This window comes from Flagellimonas myxillae (genome assembly GCF_023502235.1).
Taxonomy (GTDB): Bacteria; Bacteroidota; Bacteroidia; order Flavobacteriales; family Flavobacteriaceae; genus Flagellimonas; species Flagellimonas myxillae.
In genome coordinates this window covers 290271-307892 of sequence record NZ_JAMFLY010000002.1, presented here as the reverse complement: position 1 = coordinate 307892, position 17622 = coordinate 290271, and the positions used below count along the sequence as shown (strand labels likewise).

Annotated in this window: 14 protein-coding genes; 3 read left to right on the top strand and 11 right to left on the bottom strand. The window is 42.3% G+C overall.

Features of this window, described 5'->3' with window-relative positions; genetic code table 11:
- Positions 1–33 precede the first annotated feature (33 nt).
- Both M3P07_RS09830 and M3P07_RS09825 read right to left on the bottom strand, forming a co-directional pair.
- Positions 34–2229 (bottom strand): S8 family serine peptidase, encoded by a 2196-nt coding sequence (locus M3P07_RS09830; protein WP_249969738.1) that lies wholly within the window; start codon positions 2227–2229, stop codon positions 34–36.
- A gap of 157 nt (positions 2230–2386) precedes the next feature.
- Positions 2387–3334 (bottom strand): endonuclease/exonuclease/phosphatase family protein, encoded by a 948-nt coding sequence (locus M3P07_RS09825; RefSeq protein WP_249969737.1) that lies wholly within the window; start codon positions 3332–3334, stop codon positions 2387–2389.
- A 95-nt stretch (positions 3335–3429) separates the two neighbouring features.
- On the opposite strand from M3P07_RS09825, the gene hflX reads away from it, so the two are divergent.
- Positions 3430–4641, top strand: coding sequence for a GTPase HflX (gene hflX, locus M3P07_RS09820; RefSeq protein WP_249969736.1), 1212 nt, complete (start codon positions 3430–3432; stop codon positions 4639–4641).
- Here the strand turns inward: hflX and M3P07_RS09815 are convergent.
- The 4 genes from M3P07_RS09815 to M3P07_RS09800 form a co-directional block, all read right to left on the bottom strand.
- Positions 4638–5063, bottom strand: a complete 426-nt coding sequence (locus M3P07_RS09815) for a hypothetical protein (RefSeq protein WP_249969735.1) — start codon at positions 5061–5063, stop codon at positions 4638–4640. The genes hflX and M3P07_RS09815 overlap by 4 nt on opposite strands.
- A gap of 33 nt (positions 5064–5096) precedes the next feature.
- Positions 5097–6068: a carboxypeptidase-like regulatory domain-containing protein gene (locus M3P07_RS09810; protein ID WP_249969734.1), complete on the bottom strand. Its 972-nt coding sequence runs from the start codon at positions 6066–6068 to the stop codon at positions 5097–5099.
- Positions 6069–6194: 126 nt separating this feature from the next.
- Positions 6195–9131 (bottom strand): tetratricopeptide repeat protein, encoded by a 2937-nt coding sequence (locus tag M3P07_RS09805; RefSeq protein ID WP_249969733.1) that lies wholly within the window; start codon positions 9129–9131, stop codon positions 6195–6197.
- Positions 9132–9688: 557 nt separating this feature from the next.
- Complete coding sequence (locus tag M3P07_RS09800) at positions 9689–10618, bottom strand: DUF3078 domain-containing protein (RefSeq protein WP_249969732.1); 930 nt, start codon at positions 10616–10618, stop codon at positions 9689–9691.
- 279 nt (positions 10619–10897) lie between these two features.
- Between M3P07_RS09800 and M3P07_RS09795 the strand changes: the two genes are divergently transcribed.
- Entirely contained in the window at positions 10898–12436 is a 1539-nt protein-coding gene (locus M3P07_RS09795) for an IPT/TIG domain-containing protein (RefSeq protein ID WP_249969731.1), read from the top strand.
- A gap of 201 nt (positions 12437–12637) precedes the next feature.
- Positions 12638–14185: an Ig-like domain-containing protein gene (locus M3P07_RS09790; protein WP_249969730.1), complete on the top strand. Its 1548-nt coding sequence runs from the start codon at positions 12638–12640 to the stop codon at positions 14183–14185.
- 41 nt (positions 14186–14226) lie between these two features.
- Here M3P07_RS09790 and M3P07_RS09785 read toward each other — a convergent pair whose 3' ends face one another.
- The 5 genes from M3P07_RS09785 to M3P07_RS09765 all read right to left on the bottom strand — a co-directional run bounded on the left by M3P07_RS09785 (position 14227) and on the right by M3P07_RS09765 (position 17610).
- Positions 14227–14733, bottom strand: a complete 507-nt coding sequence (locus M3P07_RS09785) for a DUF2480 family protein (RefSeq protein ID WP_249969729.1) — start codon at positions 14731–14733, stop codon at positions 14227–14229.
- Between the two features lie 119 nt (positions 14734–14852).
- Entirely contained in the window at positions 14853–15182 is a 330-nt protein-coding gene (locus tag M3P07_RS09780; RefSeq protein ID WP_249969728.1) for an iron-sulfur cluster assembly protein, read from the bottom strand.
- A 74-nt stretch (positions 15183–15256) separates the two neighbouring features.
- Positions 15257–15679: a SufE family protein gene (locus tag M3P07_RS09775; RefSeq protein WP_249969727.1), complete on the bottom strand. Its 423-nt coding sequence runs from the start codon at positions 15677–15679 to the stop codon at positions 15257–15259.
- Between the two features lie 71 nt (positions 15680–15750).
- Positions 15751–16977, bottom strand: coding sequence for an aminotransferase class V-fold PLP-dependent enzyme (locus tag M3P07_RS09770; RefSeq protein ID WP_249969726.1), 1227 nt, complete (start codon positions 16975–16977; stop codon positions 15751–15753).
- 3 nt (positions 16978–16980) lie between these two features.
- Positions 16981–17610 (bottom strand): porin family protein, encoded by a 630-nt coding sequence (locus tag M3P07_RS09765; protein WP_249969725.1) that lies wholly within the window; start codon positions 17608–17610, stop codon positions 16981–16983.
- Positions 17611–17622 lie beyond the last annotated feature (12 nt).

Sequence of the window (17622 nt, the reverse complement as noted above, 5' to 3'; positions counted from 1 at the left end):
CCTCGGACCGAAATCTCATAGAGTAAATCATGATCAACTTTTATAAAACTTGGTACTCTTAAGACCTGCATGGTCTTGCACCACCAAAACGTAAAGTCCAGAAGCTAAACAGCTCACATCTATTGGGCCCCTCGCCTGCCCTTTCTTAATGATGTTGCCCGAAGTGGTTACTATACTGTAGACGGCATCTTTGGATAATTTGGCCTCCACCGTAATGCTATCTACCGCTGGATTGGGAAAAATAGTCACTTCCAAGGCCTCGTTGTGGCCCAGCCGCTCATATTCAAAAACTTCGGTATCCGCTCCTTTAAACTCAAACTGAATCTCATCTGAAAACTCTGAAACCGCATTTTCAGTACATATTGAACGTAATCTTACTTGATATACTTGGCCTTGCGTTAAATGGGTAAGGTCCAAGTTGTTTTCCCAAAGTATTTGGCTATGCCAATCCAAGTCGCTGTACGTTTTGTATTGAAGTTCAAAAAGGGTTTCCTCAGCTTCGTCCCAGCTGATCGATACTCCATTGTCGTTCGAGGATACCAAATTCAAGTTTTCTGGAATCTCAACACTGCACAGTGAGGCCTTTACTCCGGAAACAATCAAGGAAAAATCCTGAATCCCATTTTTTAAACTTCCCTTATGGGAAATGGTCAAGGTATATTGTCCGTTGGCATTGGGTATCTCGATACGCTCATAAGGGTCCACAAGATTGTCCCCCTTGTTGGCGGCCTTGGCCGCTTGTTTTGGATCTAGCTTCCAAGGCAAGAAAGTTTCTCCATTTTTTGTGATGCGAATATCCAAATCATTGGTCAATGCTGCTGCTCCATCATTCAGCACTCCCCTGTTGATTGCCTCTCCTTCAGGATCTGTCCAGGAAATTGATGCAAACAAATCTTCTCCTTGCTTTGCCTCTATGGTCACGGAATACGATTCTCCGTCCAAAAGGGTCTGCTCTTCAACCAAGCAACTGTAGTCCTTGTTCTGAAGAAGTTCGGCCGCAGCCTTGGCATTCATCACGCCCCATCCCATTTTATAATCGGGTCCCTTGGCATCAACATCATCCGCAGTATGCAGGGCCAACCCTTTAAGAGTTGCTGCTTTCATAAATTCTCCGAACAATTTTACATGATATTGTTGAAGTAACAAAAGTGACCCCGTTACTCCCGGCGCTGCTAAGGAAGTTCCAAAGGAAGTAATATAGCTCTTGTCCCCATCCGAAGACGTGGACAATATAGAGGAACCATCTCCTGCCAAGTCTGGTTTAATCCTTCCATCATCTACAGGCCCCAAACTACTGTAAGCGGCCACCTCGGTATTTTTAAGCTCGCCCTTATTACTTACATCGGTATAGGCCCCCGCTACGGTAAGCCCATTTTTTGCCGTGTTAAATCCCAACAACAAATCAAAGCCATCAGAGGTTTTGCCATAAATGGGACTTTCATTGTCCATGGATCTCTGTGAGTTACCTGCAGCGGTCACCATAAGATAATAGGGAGCATTGTACATTATTTTATCCCAATCTTGCGAAACCTTAATGTAGGCACCAAAGTACCAGTCCGGTACGCGGTCCGACATAATGCCATAGGAATGATTGCTTAAAAGCAAGCCATTGGAAGCGGCTTCGGCCACTTCAATTTTATCCCGCGTCCAGTTGTGCGAAACGGCATTTGCCCTATAGGCAACACCCTTGGCGTTGGGCTTTACTCCAGAGGAAACTAAATTCCCTGCCACCATGGTGCCATGCTCGTCCACCTCTTCGGATGCGTCACCAACGACCACCCTGCCATCAAATTCCCGATGGGTCGTACGGGCCACTCCAGCATCCCAAATACCCACAAACATTCCCTTACCATCCAGTCCCAAATCCAAAAGACCATTGGTATACAACGTATGCGCGCGCGAGACCTGCTTGGAGGGGTCGTTTAAAGTAGTATAGAATAACGGGGTGCCATCAGGCCCAAAATCTTTAAGGGCGACAACAGTACCATCTTTCTGTTTTTCGGAATGCTTCCATCCCTTGCTAACAATTATGTTGTTGATTCTGGAAACCTTGGTTTGATATTCTTCCTTCATTTCGGAAATAAGAGCTTCCATCTTACCCTGATCATAACTGGAGCGTATCAGCGTTCTTTGATCATCGGTCTGTCCATGACCCAAATAAAGGTTGAAAAGAAGTAATAAAGCGGAAGAAAAAAGTCCTGTTGCCCATGTAGGTTTTTTGCCGTCCATAATTTTGGTTAAGTAAGATTTGGACTACAAAAATAGAATGAGCTGGTATTCCATCGACGAAAACACCCTTTATTTCGACGAAATACACGGAGTTAGAAAATTGTGTGTTGTGAAACTATCAAATGTTGTGGTGTAGTATTTTTCTTTCTTTTAAATTTTAATTGTTTTCCTTCAATACTACATAAACCGGAAAGTGATCACTATACCCTCCCAGATATTTTTTGCCCACAAAAGTCCTAAACGGATTGCCTTTATATTTTCCCTTCCACTCCTTTAAAAATTTAGGAGCAAATATCTTTGCCATTTTAAAACTGTGGGTGCCGGCCTCGTAGTTCAAAAAACTATGGGAAAGTATAATTTGGTCGAACAAGCTCCACTCCCCTTTATAATTGGCACTCCCGGATTTCGGGGACAAAAGTTGTTGCATGGGGTTTACAAACCTCCCAGAATCCATAAGCCTTTGGATGCTCGGTGAATTGGGGTCATCGTTAAAGTCACCCATAATGATGCAGTTGGGGTTTTCTTCCTGAAGGCCTTCAATCTTTCTCAAGACTGTTTCTGCGGCTTTGATTCGTTTGTGTTCGGTCTCATCCGCTCCATCCCTTCGGGATGGCCAATGGTTCACAAAAAGATGTACCTCCTCTTCATGCAGCTTTCCATGAACATAAAGAATATCCCGTGTATAATCCCTTTCCCCGTCCCCGTTGGAAATCATTAGTGGAATGGTCTCGGCATCCAGCACCTTAAAATGGGATTTATGGTAAATCAACGCGGTGTCTATGCCCCGCTCATCCGGGGAATCAAAATGCACATAGTCGTAATCCACCTCCTTTAAAGCCTTAACCTTTAAAATTGCCTCCAAGGCCTTTTTGTTTTCCACCTCGGCCACACCAACCAAAACGGGAACTTCGGAACTGTAATCCTTCCCTATCAGGGAAATCGTCCTTGCCAGCTTTTTCGATTTTTTTCTAAATCTAGTTTCGTTCCATGCCTTTCTCCCTTCTGGGGTAAAATCATCATCCAAAGTGTGGGGGTCGTCATGGGTGTCGAAAAAATTCTCCAGATTATAAAAGGCAATAACAAACCTATCTTCCGTATGCTTCAAGATAAATGGGATTTACTTCGATATAAACTTCAAAAACACAAAGTACAAAAAACAGCTTCCAAAACATTGATTAGATTTGCACTTTAATCAATTTCATGCTAGAAAAGAAGGCCATAGATTATGAAAAGGCGGTGCTTATTGGAGTGATCAATAAGGATCAAGGGGAAACGAAGGTCAAGGAGTATTTGGACGAATTGGAATTCCTGACCTATACTGCCGGGGGTGAGGTAACCCAACGGTTTACCCAACGGATTGATGTCCCCAATCCCAAGACCTATATCGGGAGTGGAAAAATGGAAGAGGTACAGCGATACGTAAAGGACCATGAGATTGGTTCCGTCATCTTTGATGATGAGCTCTCCCCTGCCCAACAAAACAACATTGAGAAAATCCTTAAGTGCAAAATCTTGGACCGTACAAGCTTGATCTTGGACATTTTTGCGCAGCGGGCCAAAACGAGTTATGCACGCACCCAGGTTGAGCTGGCCCAATATGAATATCTTCTACCTCGTTTGACCGGTCTGTGGACTCACTTGGAAAGGCAACGTGGGGGTATTGGAATGCGCGGTCCTGGGGAAACGGAAATTGAAACAGATAGACGGATTGTTCGTGACAGAATTTCCCTTTTAAAGAAAAAGCTAACTAAGATAGATCGGCAAATGGAAACCCAAAGAGGTAATCGCGGTGCCTTGGTACGGGTGGCATTGGTGGGATATACCAACGTGGGCAAGTCCACCTTAATGAACGTGATAAGCAAGAGTGATGTCTTTGCCGAAAACAAGCTTTTTGCCACCTTGGATACCACGGTTAGAAAGGTGGTCATCGGAAACCTTCCCTTTTTGCTGAGTGATACCGTGGGATTCATTCGAAAGTTGCCAACCCAATTGGTGGAAAGTTTTAAAAGTACTTTGGACGAGGTACGGGAAGCTGATCTGTTACTCCATGTGGTAGACATCAGTCATCCAAACTTTGAGGAACACATAGACTCCGTTAATAAAATTTTAGATGAAATAAAAAGTGTGGATAAAAAGACCATTATGGTCTTCAATAAGATTGACCAATACCAAGCCGAGGAACTGGACGAGGACGACTTGGTCACCGAGCGAACTTCCGTTCATTTCACCATTGAGGATTGGAAAAAAACCTGGTTCAGTAAAATTGGTGATCGTGCCCTTTTTATCTCTGCCCTGAACAAGGAAAATCTGGACGAATTTAGAAAACGGGTATACAATGAGGTGCGGGACATCCATGTAACCCGGTTTCCGTATAATAATTTCTTATATCCAGAGCATTTGGATCAGTATTAGTCTGCTCCGTTTGGTTTAGTTATCCTCACGGTAGTTGGGTTGCTTGAAGAACCCCCACTCCCTTCCAGGCGCACTTCGTACTCGACCCAAGCTTGCGAACCAAACCTGAAACAGGATGCCCAAACGATGCTGTTCCCGTTATCGGTAAATTGGGTGTTGGTTTTACTTTCAGTGTCACCTCCAGATACCTTTGTAGTAATTTGCAGCCGTTCAATGCTGACTCCCTCCGAAGAAGTATACGGGATGGTCATAACAAATGTGCTACCACTTCCGCTGGATGTATTACAATTATTTACCCCATTTAGTTCAAAAGTTTGTGTGCTTGCCGTTATGGTGGAACCCGATCCATCATCATCTTTGCTACAACCCAATAAGAAGAGTAGCATGCCTGTGTAAATCAAAATATTTTTTGCTGTTTTCATCGATTAAAATTTAAGTGTTCTTATACATTTGAATTATTGGAAGTAGGCTAGCATATGAACCATCTCTTCAGGGTCTGGAACATGGCCCCCGCCAAAAGTTTTTCCATTAATGTGGTATAAAATCGGAATCACCAGAGCTGGCTCATCGGTAAGAATACAGGAATCATGTTCTAGGACCACATCAATCACCCCAGAAGCATCCGCAACGGCTATGTTCTCTGTTCCATTAGAAGCCCCCACAGGTGGATTCGTGAGGTTAACAAAATCATTCATAAAATCAATGTTCTCCCCAACCTTTCTGGGCTTGTTCAAATAGGCCAACCAAAATGTATAGGTGCCATCCGGAATCATTCCCTCCAACATGATTTGGAGCGTAGCATTGTCCCCATCACAATACACCAATAGTTCCCCATTGGCTTTTTTAAATTCCGATAGAGTTACGTGATGGTCATCAGGAGCTGTAATCGCCGTAAGCATCCCCAGCGGGGCATCAAAAATATTTGCGGCATACAAAGGTTCATTGGAGGCGATTGGGGTATTTCCGTTTTCGTCCACTATCTCTTCCAGCAACTGCACACTCCCAAAATTCAAATGGGCAGTTACGGCTTGAGGTTGAATTACAAAGTCTGCTTTTGATTCAGTGTCTTCGGTAATATTGACTGAAAGCATATCTGCGTTTACAGCTTCCGTGGACAAAGGCAATTTTAGTGAAAGGTTGTGGGCTCCATTGGATTTGGCTTTTATCAAAAAATTCCCTTCCGAGTTTGTAAAGGCAGTTGTAGTCTCATCCCCTTTGGTCAAGTTTAACTCGACCCCTGGATAAACATGACCATTTTCATCTTCTACAATCCCGGAAACCGAACCTGGATTTTCTGGAGTCGGATCTTGGTTTTGAGAGTCATCACTACTACAGGATAGTGGAATCAGAATCAAAAGGGAAATCAATATCCCTTGCAATTTGTACTTAATGGTTCCCCAAAAAGCATGGTGATCTTGTACATACATAGCTCATATTTTGGATTATAAAATTTGAGGAACATTTTACAATCCAAAACTAGATCTCAACAATGGGGTTTGCTATTCTAGTAGTTCCAAATGATAACACTTGGGTCCCGTTTGAGTCAAAATACGCTAATATGCCGAGGGTGGGACCCCATAAAGTTCCTTAAAGCATTTGGCAAAATAAGATAGGTTGTTGAAGCCAACAGCATAAGCAATTTGGGTAACCGTATCTGCTTTTTTTGAAAGTAGTTGGGCTGCTCTTTTTAATCTGAAGTTGCGGAGCAGTTCCCCAGGAGATTCTCCAGTAAGGGCTTTTAACTTTCGGTGAAGTTGAGTTTTGCTCAATGCAAGTGCTGATTGCATTTCCTGTACACCAAAATTAGAATTTGAAAATTCCCGCTCCAAGAGCTCAAGTAGTCCTTCCAAGAACTTTTGATCAATAGAAGTAACGGTTATTTCTTTGGGGTCAATTGTGGAATGTTCTTTCGAAAATCGATCCCTAAGTGTTCTTCGCTGTTGGATTAGGTTCTTTACCCTTATCAGTAATTCTTGGGAATCAAAGGGTTTAGTGAGGTAGTCATCTGCTCCTGTTTCCAGTCCCTCAATCTTGTTTTCTTTACCCGCTTTTGCAGTTAACATAATCACAGGTACGTGGCTCGTTTCAAAATTCGATTTTAGGGCTTGACATAATTCCACCCCATCCATTTCCGGCATCATCACATCTGTAATAATGAGATCTGGCGGGTTTTGTTTTGCCGCCTTCAAGCCTATCATTCCATTCTTTGCCACTTCTACTTGATATTGCCCTTGAAGATGTTCTTTGATGAAATATGACATGTCTGGATTATCTTCTACCAACAGCAACTTGGGCAAATCCATGACTTTCGGCCGTTCCAAAGCGAACGATTTTTTAGGCAGCACATCATTTTGCTTGGTTTTGGAAGCAGATTCGCTGGGTAAGGTGCCGGTCTTTATTTTTTGAATGGGAAGCGCAACTGTGAAGATGGTGCCCTTGTTTATTTTGCTAGAGGCTGTGATTGTGCCATCCATTAGGGCTACTAGTTCCTTTGATAAGGAAAGTCCAATCCCTGAACCTTCATGTTCTCTGGTGGCCTCCTGTTTTACTTGGTAAAAACGGTCAAAAATAAAGGGTAGCTTATCTTCTGGAATTCCCTTTCCGGTATCGGAAACAACTATACGCAATTCGTTGTTATCATAACTGGCGGTAAAAGAAATAGTGCCTCCGTCATCACTAAATTTAAAGGCATTCCCCAATAGGTTGTATACTATTTTCTCCAATTTGTCCCGATCAAAGGAGGCCCAATAGATTTCATGTGGAATGTGTACTTTATAATCAATTCTTCGCTGAGCGGCATAGGAGCTAAAGGAGGAGGCTGCTCCTCTCAAACATTTGTACACTTCGCCTTCGGCATTTTCCAACTGTAAACTTCCTTTGTCAATTTTGGACAGATCCAACAGTTGATTGACCAACTGCAGCACCCTATTGGTATTCCGTCTGATCATCTTGATACTTTCCATTCCAAGTCCCATGGAAGGGTTTTGTTCCAACTGTTCTATAGGACCTTTTATCAAGGTTAGGGGTGTTCTAAATTCATGCGAGATGTTCGCAAAGAAATTGGACTTCAATTCATCCAATTCCCTAAGTTCCCTGTTGGTCTTTTGTTTGATTCGATACTGGTTCAAGAGCAAGGCCGCCAGAAGCAGCAGAACAATGGCAAATGCTATGATGGCATTACGCTCATTGACCCGTTGGGTAAGCTGAAGGGTTTGCAGTTTTTGCTCCGATTCCAACAAAGCAATTTCTTTGGTTTTTTCCTCATTCTGATATTTGGCTTCAATCTCGGATGCGAGCTCTCTTTTTTCTTTAGTGTATAGGCTGTCTTTTAAGATAGCGTATTCGGTTTGGTTGGCATAGGCTTTTGCAAAGTCCCCAAAAGCCGCATAGTGGCCGGACAGTGCTTTGTGGGCACGCATTTTACCTAAACGGTTATGGGAAGCGGTAGCTACCTGCATAGCTTTCAAGTAGCTTGATTCGGTTTTTTGGAGCTCACCAAGTTTTCCATAGCAATCGCCTATAAACCTATGCGCTCTCGAAATCCCGACAGAGTCTTTTACTTCAACCGAGGTTTTCAATTTTTTTTGAAAATGGGATAGGGCTTCACCATAATTATTTTGTTTTAAGTATATGGTTCCCAAGGTGTGGTAAATTTCTCCAACTTGACTTTTGTTTCCCATGGCCATATAGTTGGACAATGCTTTTTTGTTAAAATCAATCGCATCATCCAAATTGCCCATATTTCGTGAAATAAGTCCAAGATTGGTCAGTACAAAGGCCCTCCCCGGTCTAAAATCCAGTGCTTCAAAAACACTGTCACTTTTAATGAGATAAGCCATGGCACTATCAAAATTTTCCAATTTTCTTTGAAGCATTCCCATATTGGCCAGGTTCACAGCATAATCCCTGTGGTTTTCAAGTCCCTGGTGTTTTCTAGAAGACAGCACATAGTTTTCCATGGCTTTTGTATACTCACCCATTTCATTGTATACGCTGCCTATGGCACCATATGACCACGCCATCCTAAGATCGTCCTTTAGTTTAATCGATAGGGATAGGTTCTTTTGGTGGTATTCCAGGGCCTTTTGATAATTGCCCTTCCGTAGATAGATATATCCAAGTCCGTTAAATATATCAGATATTGGTCCATGTAATTTGGCTCTTTCAGCCAACGTCATACTGACACCATATACACTAATTGCCGAATCGTTCTCAGATTGGGTTCTCAGGAATTCTGCGTACTTATTATAACTTTCTACCTGCAGTCCAACATTTTCGAGTTTATTTGAAAGTTCAATCGAACTTAATAGTGCCTCCTTTGCTTTGTCCTTTTGGTTATATCGCTGAAGGGCATAAAGTTGATGCAAAGTCTTGATGCGGACTGTATCGTGGGTGGCATCATTTAAGGCTTGTTGCAGGCTATCAATTTTTGATTGCGAAAACAAGAGCGTATTAAAAAAAAATAGAAGGGGGAGAGCTAATTGTTTCATCTCCAAAATATTATGCTATTAAAGGTACCTTTTTTAAGGTAGGTTTCCACAAAGCAATTTGTCTGGAAAAATAAAAATCTGCTAATACAGGAGTTTCAAATTGTGCCAATGATTCACTTTGTCAGCTAAATTCGTACAAAGGAGGGATAGAAAATCACTACTGCCATTTAGACAAGCTGCACAGTTTTCCGATGAAGTGCAACCGACATCTTTTTCCACCACAACTTTTAGAAAGTTCACAACAAAAGTTTAGGTGAAAGCATCAGAAAAATTACTTTCATAATGTTTTTAAGTGTTAGTGTTACAACCTGGTCTTCCATAAACCTAACCTACTTAGACCTTGGCTTAAAAACACCCCAAATTTGTAATATAACCCCACAAAAAAGCCCTCGATTTTGAGGGCTTTTTTGATTGTGGAAGCTTATAGTGGTGAGTAAATTTGTGTCAAACCATAAGACCTACCCAGGAATAAAAGGTGCGCTCCAGTTCTCGATATGTCCCGAATTACATTCTGGACACTCGAACTGCCGCAGAGTAATTATTTCTTTCCGTCCACCTTAAAACGAATAGCTCAACCCGAAAGTCCAATAGGTTTGCAACTCATTGTCGATAGTGTCAAAGGTTGCATTGGGATTTGGCGTCGGCGCATTGTTTACAATATAGTTGAGCGTTTCCTGCTTGTTGTTCCGTAAACCAAAATCGAACCCTACCCCTATTACTTTCCATAAGGTATAGGCAAACGAATTGGTCCAGGTCCAATTGCTCAAATCTCCACTCTCATAACTTTGGAACATGGACAAATTGGTCTTAAAGCTAACCGCTCCCAATTTCTTGGTATAGTCCGCCACAATCTTTGCCCCGAGCGAAGAATTGAATATCGTATCCTCATTGCTAAACACAAAATTGTAGTTCAATGGATGGATGACCACCACAAGATCGGTAATCGGTGTCCAAGTTCCCCCAACACCCAAATCCAAATATCCAGGATCATTAAAGTTGCTCAAGATGGTGGTGCGGTATTCACCCAGTCCGGAAACCGCAAATTTATCACTGAGTTTTCTCCCATAAAGCGAAGAAATGTTGAACACATCCGTAGCTTCTCGGAATCCGTCATCATCGGTAGAATCATCCTTGTCGTCCAGTTTTACCCAACCTAGATTGATATTGGCCGCATTGCGCCAAAAGAATTTTTCTTCCTGTTGATTGGCAAAGGCATTTACGGTAAACCCAATGGTCCCTGAACTGTTATTGGGCAGCCCTTGGGCAAACCAGTTGTTAAAGTTGGACAAGCTTCCGCCAATAGTGCCAAAGGCTCCAACCTTCCATCCTGGAAGTGCATCCAATTGAGCTTGAAGTCCATCTACCCTGCCCTGGATAGCGGCAATGGAATCTTTCTTGGGAGCCATTTCGGCTTTGATTTCTTCAGCCGTTTGGGCTTGGGACAAAAGTGCAGTAAGCAGTGCTGTTGCAAAAAGTAGTCGTTTCATAGTATGGAGTTTAATGCTTAGACCCGCAAAATTATGAAATGTCACACTTAATATCTGATTGCAAAATCAAGTTCAAGTTCAAAATTAAGTTTAGCGGCCCATGTCTCATGTCTGATATCTGATAAAACACATATAACTATCAATTCCGCTCCTTTTTCCTTTAACCCTTGAGCCAGAATAGTCATCCATCAATCCAAACAGGGCATTCGTCAATTGGGTCACCTGAATACGTCCACTTTCCAGTTTCTTATCACTCTATTAATATATAAGTAGATAACAATGAAAAAAATAAGTTTTTTGGCAGTGATCATAATGGCAATATTCCTGTTTATCGCGGCCTGCAGCAGCGAGGACAGCAATTACAATAGCAGTGGCTTGAAAATCGATAGTTTTAGTCCAATCGAAGGCCCTGTTGGAACAACGGTTTGGATAATAGGTAAAAATTTTGGGAGTTCCCCAACCGTTAAAATAGGGAATGCGACAATGACCATTGATGGCACTCCTTCCGATACCGAAATATTCGCCATTGTACCTGAAGGGGCAACAACCGGGAAAATAAGCGTAATGGACAATGGTGATAACTATACAGGAGGCGAATTTGAAGTAACCGAAAGTGAGGAATCATCTTTTCCGACTGTGGAGGATATATACAATACTGGTTTTGATGAAACCAATCCTGGAGATGTTATTGCCGTGGTAGGTAGTGGCTTTAATTCTGAGGGAACTTATGTTGTTACTTTTTCTGGCAATGTCGTTGGGGCAATTACGGTTATAAAACCGGACTACATTAGAGTTGAAGTTCCAGAAGGGGCAATTTCTGGGGATATCACCTTGGAATATGAGGGAACCATAAAAACTATAGGAACAATTGAGATTGTACCCAACCCGCATACCTATGTAGTGGGTTATATATCGGATGGCGTAAACGACGTTCCTAAATTATGGATAGATGGTGTTCCACAGGATTTGCAACATGCCAGTTCCGCCAACTCTGTTTACGTCGATGGTGAAACTATATATGTTGCAGGAAAATCAATTGAGGATAAAGCAACCGTATGGATAGATGGTATCCCCCAATATCTTACAGACGGAAGTAGCTATGCTGAGGCCAATTCAATCATTGTGGACAATGGAAGTTATTATGTTGCAGGCTCGATGGGCGTAGGAGAAAACAGTATATCCAAAGCAATGGTCTGGAAAGACGGTCAAGTTTTATATGAATTTACAGATGGCACGTCCCCAGCTGAGGCAAACTCAATTAAGGTTGCTGATGGGGCAGTGTACTCTGTTGGGTATGAGCACGACGAAAATGACGATAGAGATATTGCAAGACTATGGATTGACAATCAAGCTTTTGATCTTTCAGGTCTAAATAGTGGTAGGGCTTATGACCTTGCAATTGGTAACGATAATGTAGTCTTTGTGGTAGGCAATCGTGAATATAATAATATAAATAGGGCTATTCTATGGAGACACGGCTCATCAGGCACCTTCCTAGGAACCTCTGAAATTAGGGATTCCTATAAAACGGCAATTTTTCTCAAAGATCCAGAAACGTTGGAATATCGTATCGCAGGTAGTGAGGAAATGGAAAATGGTAATTATCAAGCAAGAGTTTGGGGAAGCGGCGGACTATTTCTTACTCCAGAAAATGGCGAAGGAGAAGCTTTCGATGTATTTGTTTATAAAAATGACGTCTATACCGTAGGCTATGAAAATACCATTGCTAAAGTATGGAAAAACGATGAAACCCTTTTCAATTTAAATGATGGGAATAACAATAATGCAAAGGCTTATTCCATTTTTGTAAAGCTCTAGTCAAAATTGCACCTCTTAAATACTGCCGCCCCAAGTGGGCGGTTTTTTTATTTACTTGAGACTTAACTTTAAGCATCTTACCGCACAAACCCTTAACCCAAAACCCCCATACGTCAATCCAAACTGGGCATCCGTCAATTGGCGCCTATAACCATCTCCATTTTATACTTCCTTGCCCCTTTAACCTAAAATCCAAAAAAAATGAAAAAGATTGCCTACTTCGTTTCCATGCTGCTTTTGATAGGAATTGTAGTTGTGGCCTGTAAAAAAGATGATGATTCCACACCTCCGGGAGCTGAGCACACGGTGACAAGTTTTACGCCTCCCAGTGGCCCTGTTGGCACCGAGGTTGCTGTGATAGGAACCAATTTAACAACCCTAAATGCCACCGCAGCAATTGGTGGAACAGCAGCAACCATAACCGGTGCCAATTCCGATGGTACCGAACTTTATATTACCGTGCCCAATGGTGCGGAAACAGGGAAAATCTCCGTGACCATAGGCGGTGTAGAGGCCAAGAGCACCGCTAACTTTACTGTGACTAATGAGGTCACTGGGCCAGAATCCATTGAGCTGGCAACAACCTCAATGGAGTTACACACCTTGGATACTGCTGAATTTCCAGAGATTACCAATTGGGATGAATTTGAAAACCCTACTATTTCCTATGAATCTGATAATGAAAATGTCATTGAGGTAGATGAAAATGGAAATTTGACCGCATTGCAGGCTGGGGAAGCAGAAATTACCATAACTATTGGAGAGTTAACGGAAACAGTTGCAGTAACTGTAGTTGGACGTATGTTTGTAGCTGGATTTATTGAAAAAAATGATGGTGATGAATACACCGCAGCCATTTGGATTAATGGAGAACTTCTTGAAATTATCGATGGTACCTCAACTGCGGCATACGATATTTTTGTTCAAGGCACGGACATATTCACAACCGGTGTGGACTATACTGAAGATGGTACTTTAGTAAAAGTGTGGAAAAATCAAGCCCTATTTGATGTTCTAACCAACGGCCAAAATAATGCTTATTCGAGAGCTCTGTTTCTAGATGGCTTAGATGTGTATGTAGCAGGTTTTCAAAACAACGATAAAAATATGGCAATGTATTGGAAAAATGGAAATGCCCATATACTGAGCAATGAAACCAAAAGCGCAAATGCCTATGATATAGAATTGTACGACGGTGAACTGTATATTGCTGGCAGAGAACAAAACGAATCAAACGAATTGGTAGCAAAATATTGGAAAGATGGAATAGCTACCGATATTGCAGATGGTGCAGCCGCCCATTCTATTTTTATAGTCGATGATTCAAGTGTTTATACAGCTGGCTATGGAAAGCAATTTAATCCACCTAGGAATATTGCCAGAGCCTGGATCAACAATGAATTGTTATATGAGCTTGGAGATTTAGACCATAATTCTGTAGTAAAATCTATTGTGGTAGAAGGAACTGATGTTTATATGGCGGGGATTGATTGGAGCACTAATATGGCTAAACTATGGATTAACGATGAATTGGAAATAGACCTAACGAGCGAATCAAAAGATTCCGAAGCACATGCTGTGTCAGTATTTGATGGTATCGCTTATGTGGTAGGATCTCGTCAATCAGAAAATGATAATGAAATTTCGGTAGCAACAGTATGGTTGGTGGATAAAAATGGAGAAATCATTGATGAGATTATTTTACCCAGCAACACCAGTGCCTTCGCTCAATCCATTGTTGTGAAATAGCAGGTTCCTACAAGATATTAAGTCGCCCAAAGGGCGGCTTTTTATTTCCTCTTATACAACGGCACCGCAGAACAGGCCTCCCCATACATTACACTTTTGGCCACTTGTTGTATTTGCGTCATGGCAAAAATATAGGCATTTTCCGGTACGGGTTTGTTGGAGCAGCCTTTAATAATAACGGGTTTGTCCTTATAAGGTTCCAAGTCCAGTTGGGAAAGTTGTTCTTGGTAAAGCGAAGCCTCTAGTGTTTCTAAATTCCCCACCACCACTTTTTTGGCAAAGGGCGCCAATTTGGAGGTTACCAGCATATAAGCCCAACCGGGTACAATGGCATCTGTGGAGCAGGTCAAGGCCACGTAAGTATCTTGGTAATTGGACCAGTCCTGTTCGTCCAAATGGGTTCTAAATTCTTTTTCACGAAGAATAAGACCCTCATGCAGCCAGTCTTTTATATCCACAACTTCCCTGCGACCTTCTTGGTAGAGATCCTCAAGGTCAAAGGTGATCAGTTTGCTTTCGGCTACGCGGTTTCTTATTTCTTCTTCCATATGTCATTCCTGTACTGCGGCAGGCTCAGTATAAACTCCAACGGGAATCTTTTTAAGTTATCTGGATTCCGCACATGCTTCGACTTCGCTCAGCATCCGTTCGGAACACATCTTGCTGCTTAAAGAAGCCCCAACTCCAACTTCGCCTCCTCGCTCATCAAGTCCTGGGTCCAAGGGGGGTCAAAGGTGATTTCCACCTCCACATCTTTCAATATATCCAAGGATTTTACCTTTTCCTCAACCTCAACCGGAAGTGTTTCGGCCACCGGGCAATTGGGTGTGGTCAAGGTCATTAGAATCTTCACATCGTAATCCTCATTGACAAACACGTCGTAGATCAATCCCAGTTCGTAAATGTCCACTGGAATCTCTGGGTCGTATATCGTCTTGAGCACCCCAACGATCTTCTCGCCGAGTTCTTGGATATCTATAGTGGTTTCTTCGCTCATTTTTTTAGTTTAGGTGTTTAGATGTTTATTGGTTTAGAAGCCCTATAAACTCCTAAACTCTTAACCTTCTAAACTCAATTCAACTGTGTCTGATAGGCCACGGCATACAACTTCAACTGCTTGATCATACTTACCAAACCATTGGCCCTTGTGGGCGATAAATGTTCCTTAAGTCCAATCTCATCAATAAATTCTGTATTGGCATCAATGATATCTTGAGGCTTCTGATTGCTAAAAGCACGAATCAAAATCGCTATGATCCCTTTGGTGATAATAGCATCACTATCCGCTGTAAACACCAATTTGTCAGTGTCTAGCTCAGCATGTACCCAAACCTTGCTCTGACAACCTTTAATGATATGGTCCTCCGTTTTATATTGATCTTGGATCAAAGGAAGGGATTTGCCAAGTTCGATCATGTATTCGTACCGCTGCATCCAATCATCGAACATGGAAAACTCATCAACAATCTCTTCCTGTAATTCAGCTATGGTCATCTATTAATTTTGTTCAAAAATACAATTCAGGCTCCTGCCCATCAAACCTTTATGATAAAGATAACTTTAGGCTAGAGCAGCATGTTCCTGGCCCGTTTGACTCCTGCCACCAGCACATCCACTTCTTCCTTGGTGTTGTAGAAACTAAAACTGGCACGTACAGTTCCCGGAATGCCATAAAAATCCATAATGGGTTGGGCGCAATGGTGACCGGTACGTACGGCGATGCCCAATTTGTCCAAAATGGTTCCGATATCATATGGGTGAATGCCCTCTATATTAAATGAAATCACCGAAGTCTTGTCCTCTGCCGTGCCGTAAATCCGGAGTCCCTCAATACTTAACAACTGCTCCGTGGCATACTCAAGTAAGTCCGATTCGTATTGGGCTATGGCTTCCATTCCGATGCTGTTCAGATAGTCCAGTGCCGCGCCGAAAGCAATCCCGCCACAAATATTGGGAGTTCCCGCTTCAAATTTATGCGGTAAATCGGCATAGGTGGTCTTTTCAAAGGTCACCTCTGCAATCATCTCACCTCCTCCTTGATAGGGAGGGAGTTTTTGCAACCATTCCTCTTTTCCATACAACATTCCCACCCCGGTAGGGCCACACATTTTATGGGCCGATGCGGTGTAGAAATCCACATTCAAAGCCTGCACGTCCGCTTTAATATGGGGTGCGGCTTGCGCTCCATCTATCAAAACTGCAGCGCCTACATTGTGCGCAGCATCAATTATTTCTTCAATTGGGTTGATGGTACCCAACGCATTGGAAACATGGTTACAGAAAACCAATTTGGTCTTATCGGAAAGCAAATTATGGAATTCTTCCATGACCAATTCCCCATTTTCATTCATGGGAATCACTTTTAGTGTACCTCCCGTTTTTTCACACAGCATTTGCCATGGCACAATATTGGAATGGTGCTCCATGGCCGAAACCAGTATTTCGTCGCCTTCCTTCAAAAGAGAAGCAAATCCATTGGCTACCATATTGATACTATGCGTGGTGCCTGAAGTAAAGATCACTTCATGGGGTTTGCCAATACTAAAATGGGATTGAATCTTTTTTCTGGCCTCCTCATAGGCATCAGTGGCCTCTTGCGATAAGGTATGCACTCCACGGTGAATGTTTGCATTGTATCCATGGTAGTAGTCCACAATAACATCAATGACCTGTTGTGGGGTCTGTGACGTTGCGGCATTGTCCAAATACACCAAGGTTTGCCCATTGACCTGCCTTTGAAGAATTGGAAAATCCTTCCGAATTTTTTGTATGTCTTTACCTAAGTCCTTCATCCATTAAAATATATAATAGCCCAAAGACATTTGAAATATGGAATTGCGCATTGTAACGTCACCCCCAATAATAAAATCCTCATTTTTATTGGTGTCGGCAAAACCTTGATAATACTTTAGTTCTACAAACATCTTGCTTAAAGGTTTGTAGGCAACTCCAACAAATCCCCCGTAGTCAAACTTTTCCGAGACATCCACATTCGAATTGTCTTTTTCCGTAACCCCATCAATGGTAGTGGTCCCTCTAAATCTTCCATCAACCAAAAAGGCCACTTGTGGACCAATAACCAAATTAAAGTCCTTGCCCACGGCATATTTTAATTGAATGGGAGCTGTTAAATAGTCAAGAATATAAGATCCTTCAGACGTAATAGTTGTGGTTCCTTCGACCAGATTCCCATTTTCAAACTCAAAAGTTGGAAATACAGTTGCTATCCCGGTATCCCTTAACCCTTGGGAGGAATAAATAAGTTGGGGTACGACACTCACTTTTGGGGATATTGCAAAATCTCCAAAAACACCTAAATGAATTGAAAGCCTTCTTTCAGAAGGGATAATTTCCTCGTAATCCCCCAACAGATTGCTGAAATTTCCCCCGGCCAACACCCCATATTTTTGATCTTGCGAAAACACGTTTAGCACAAG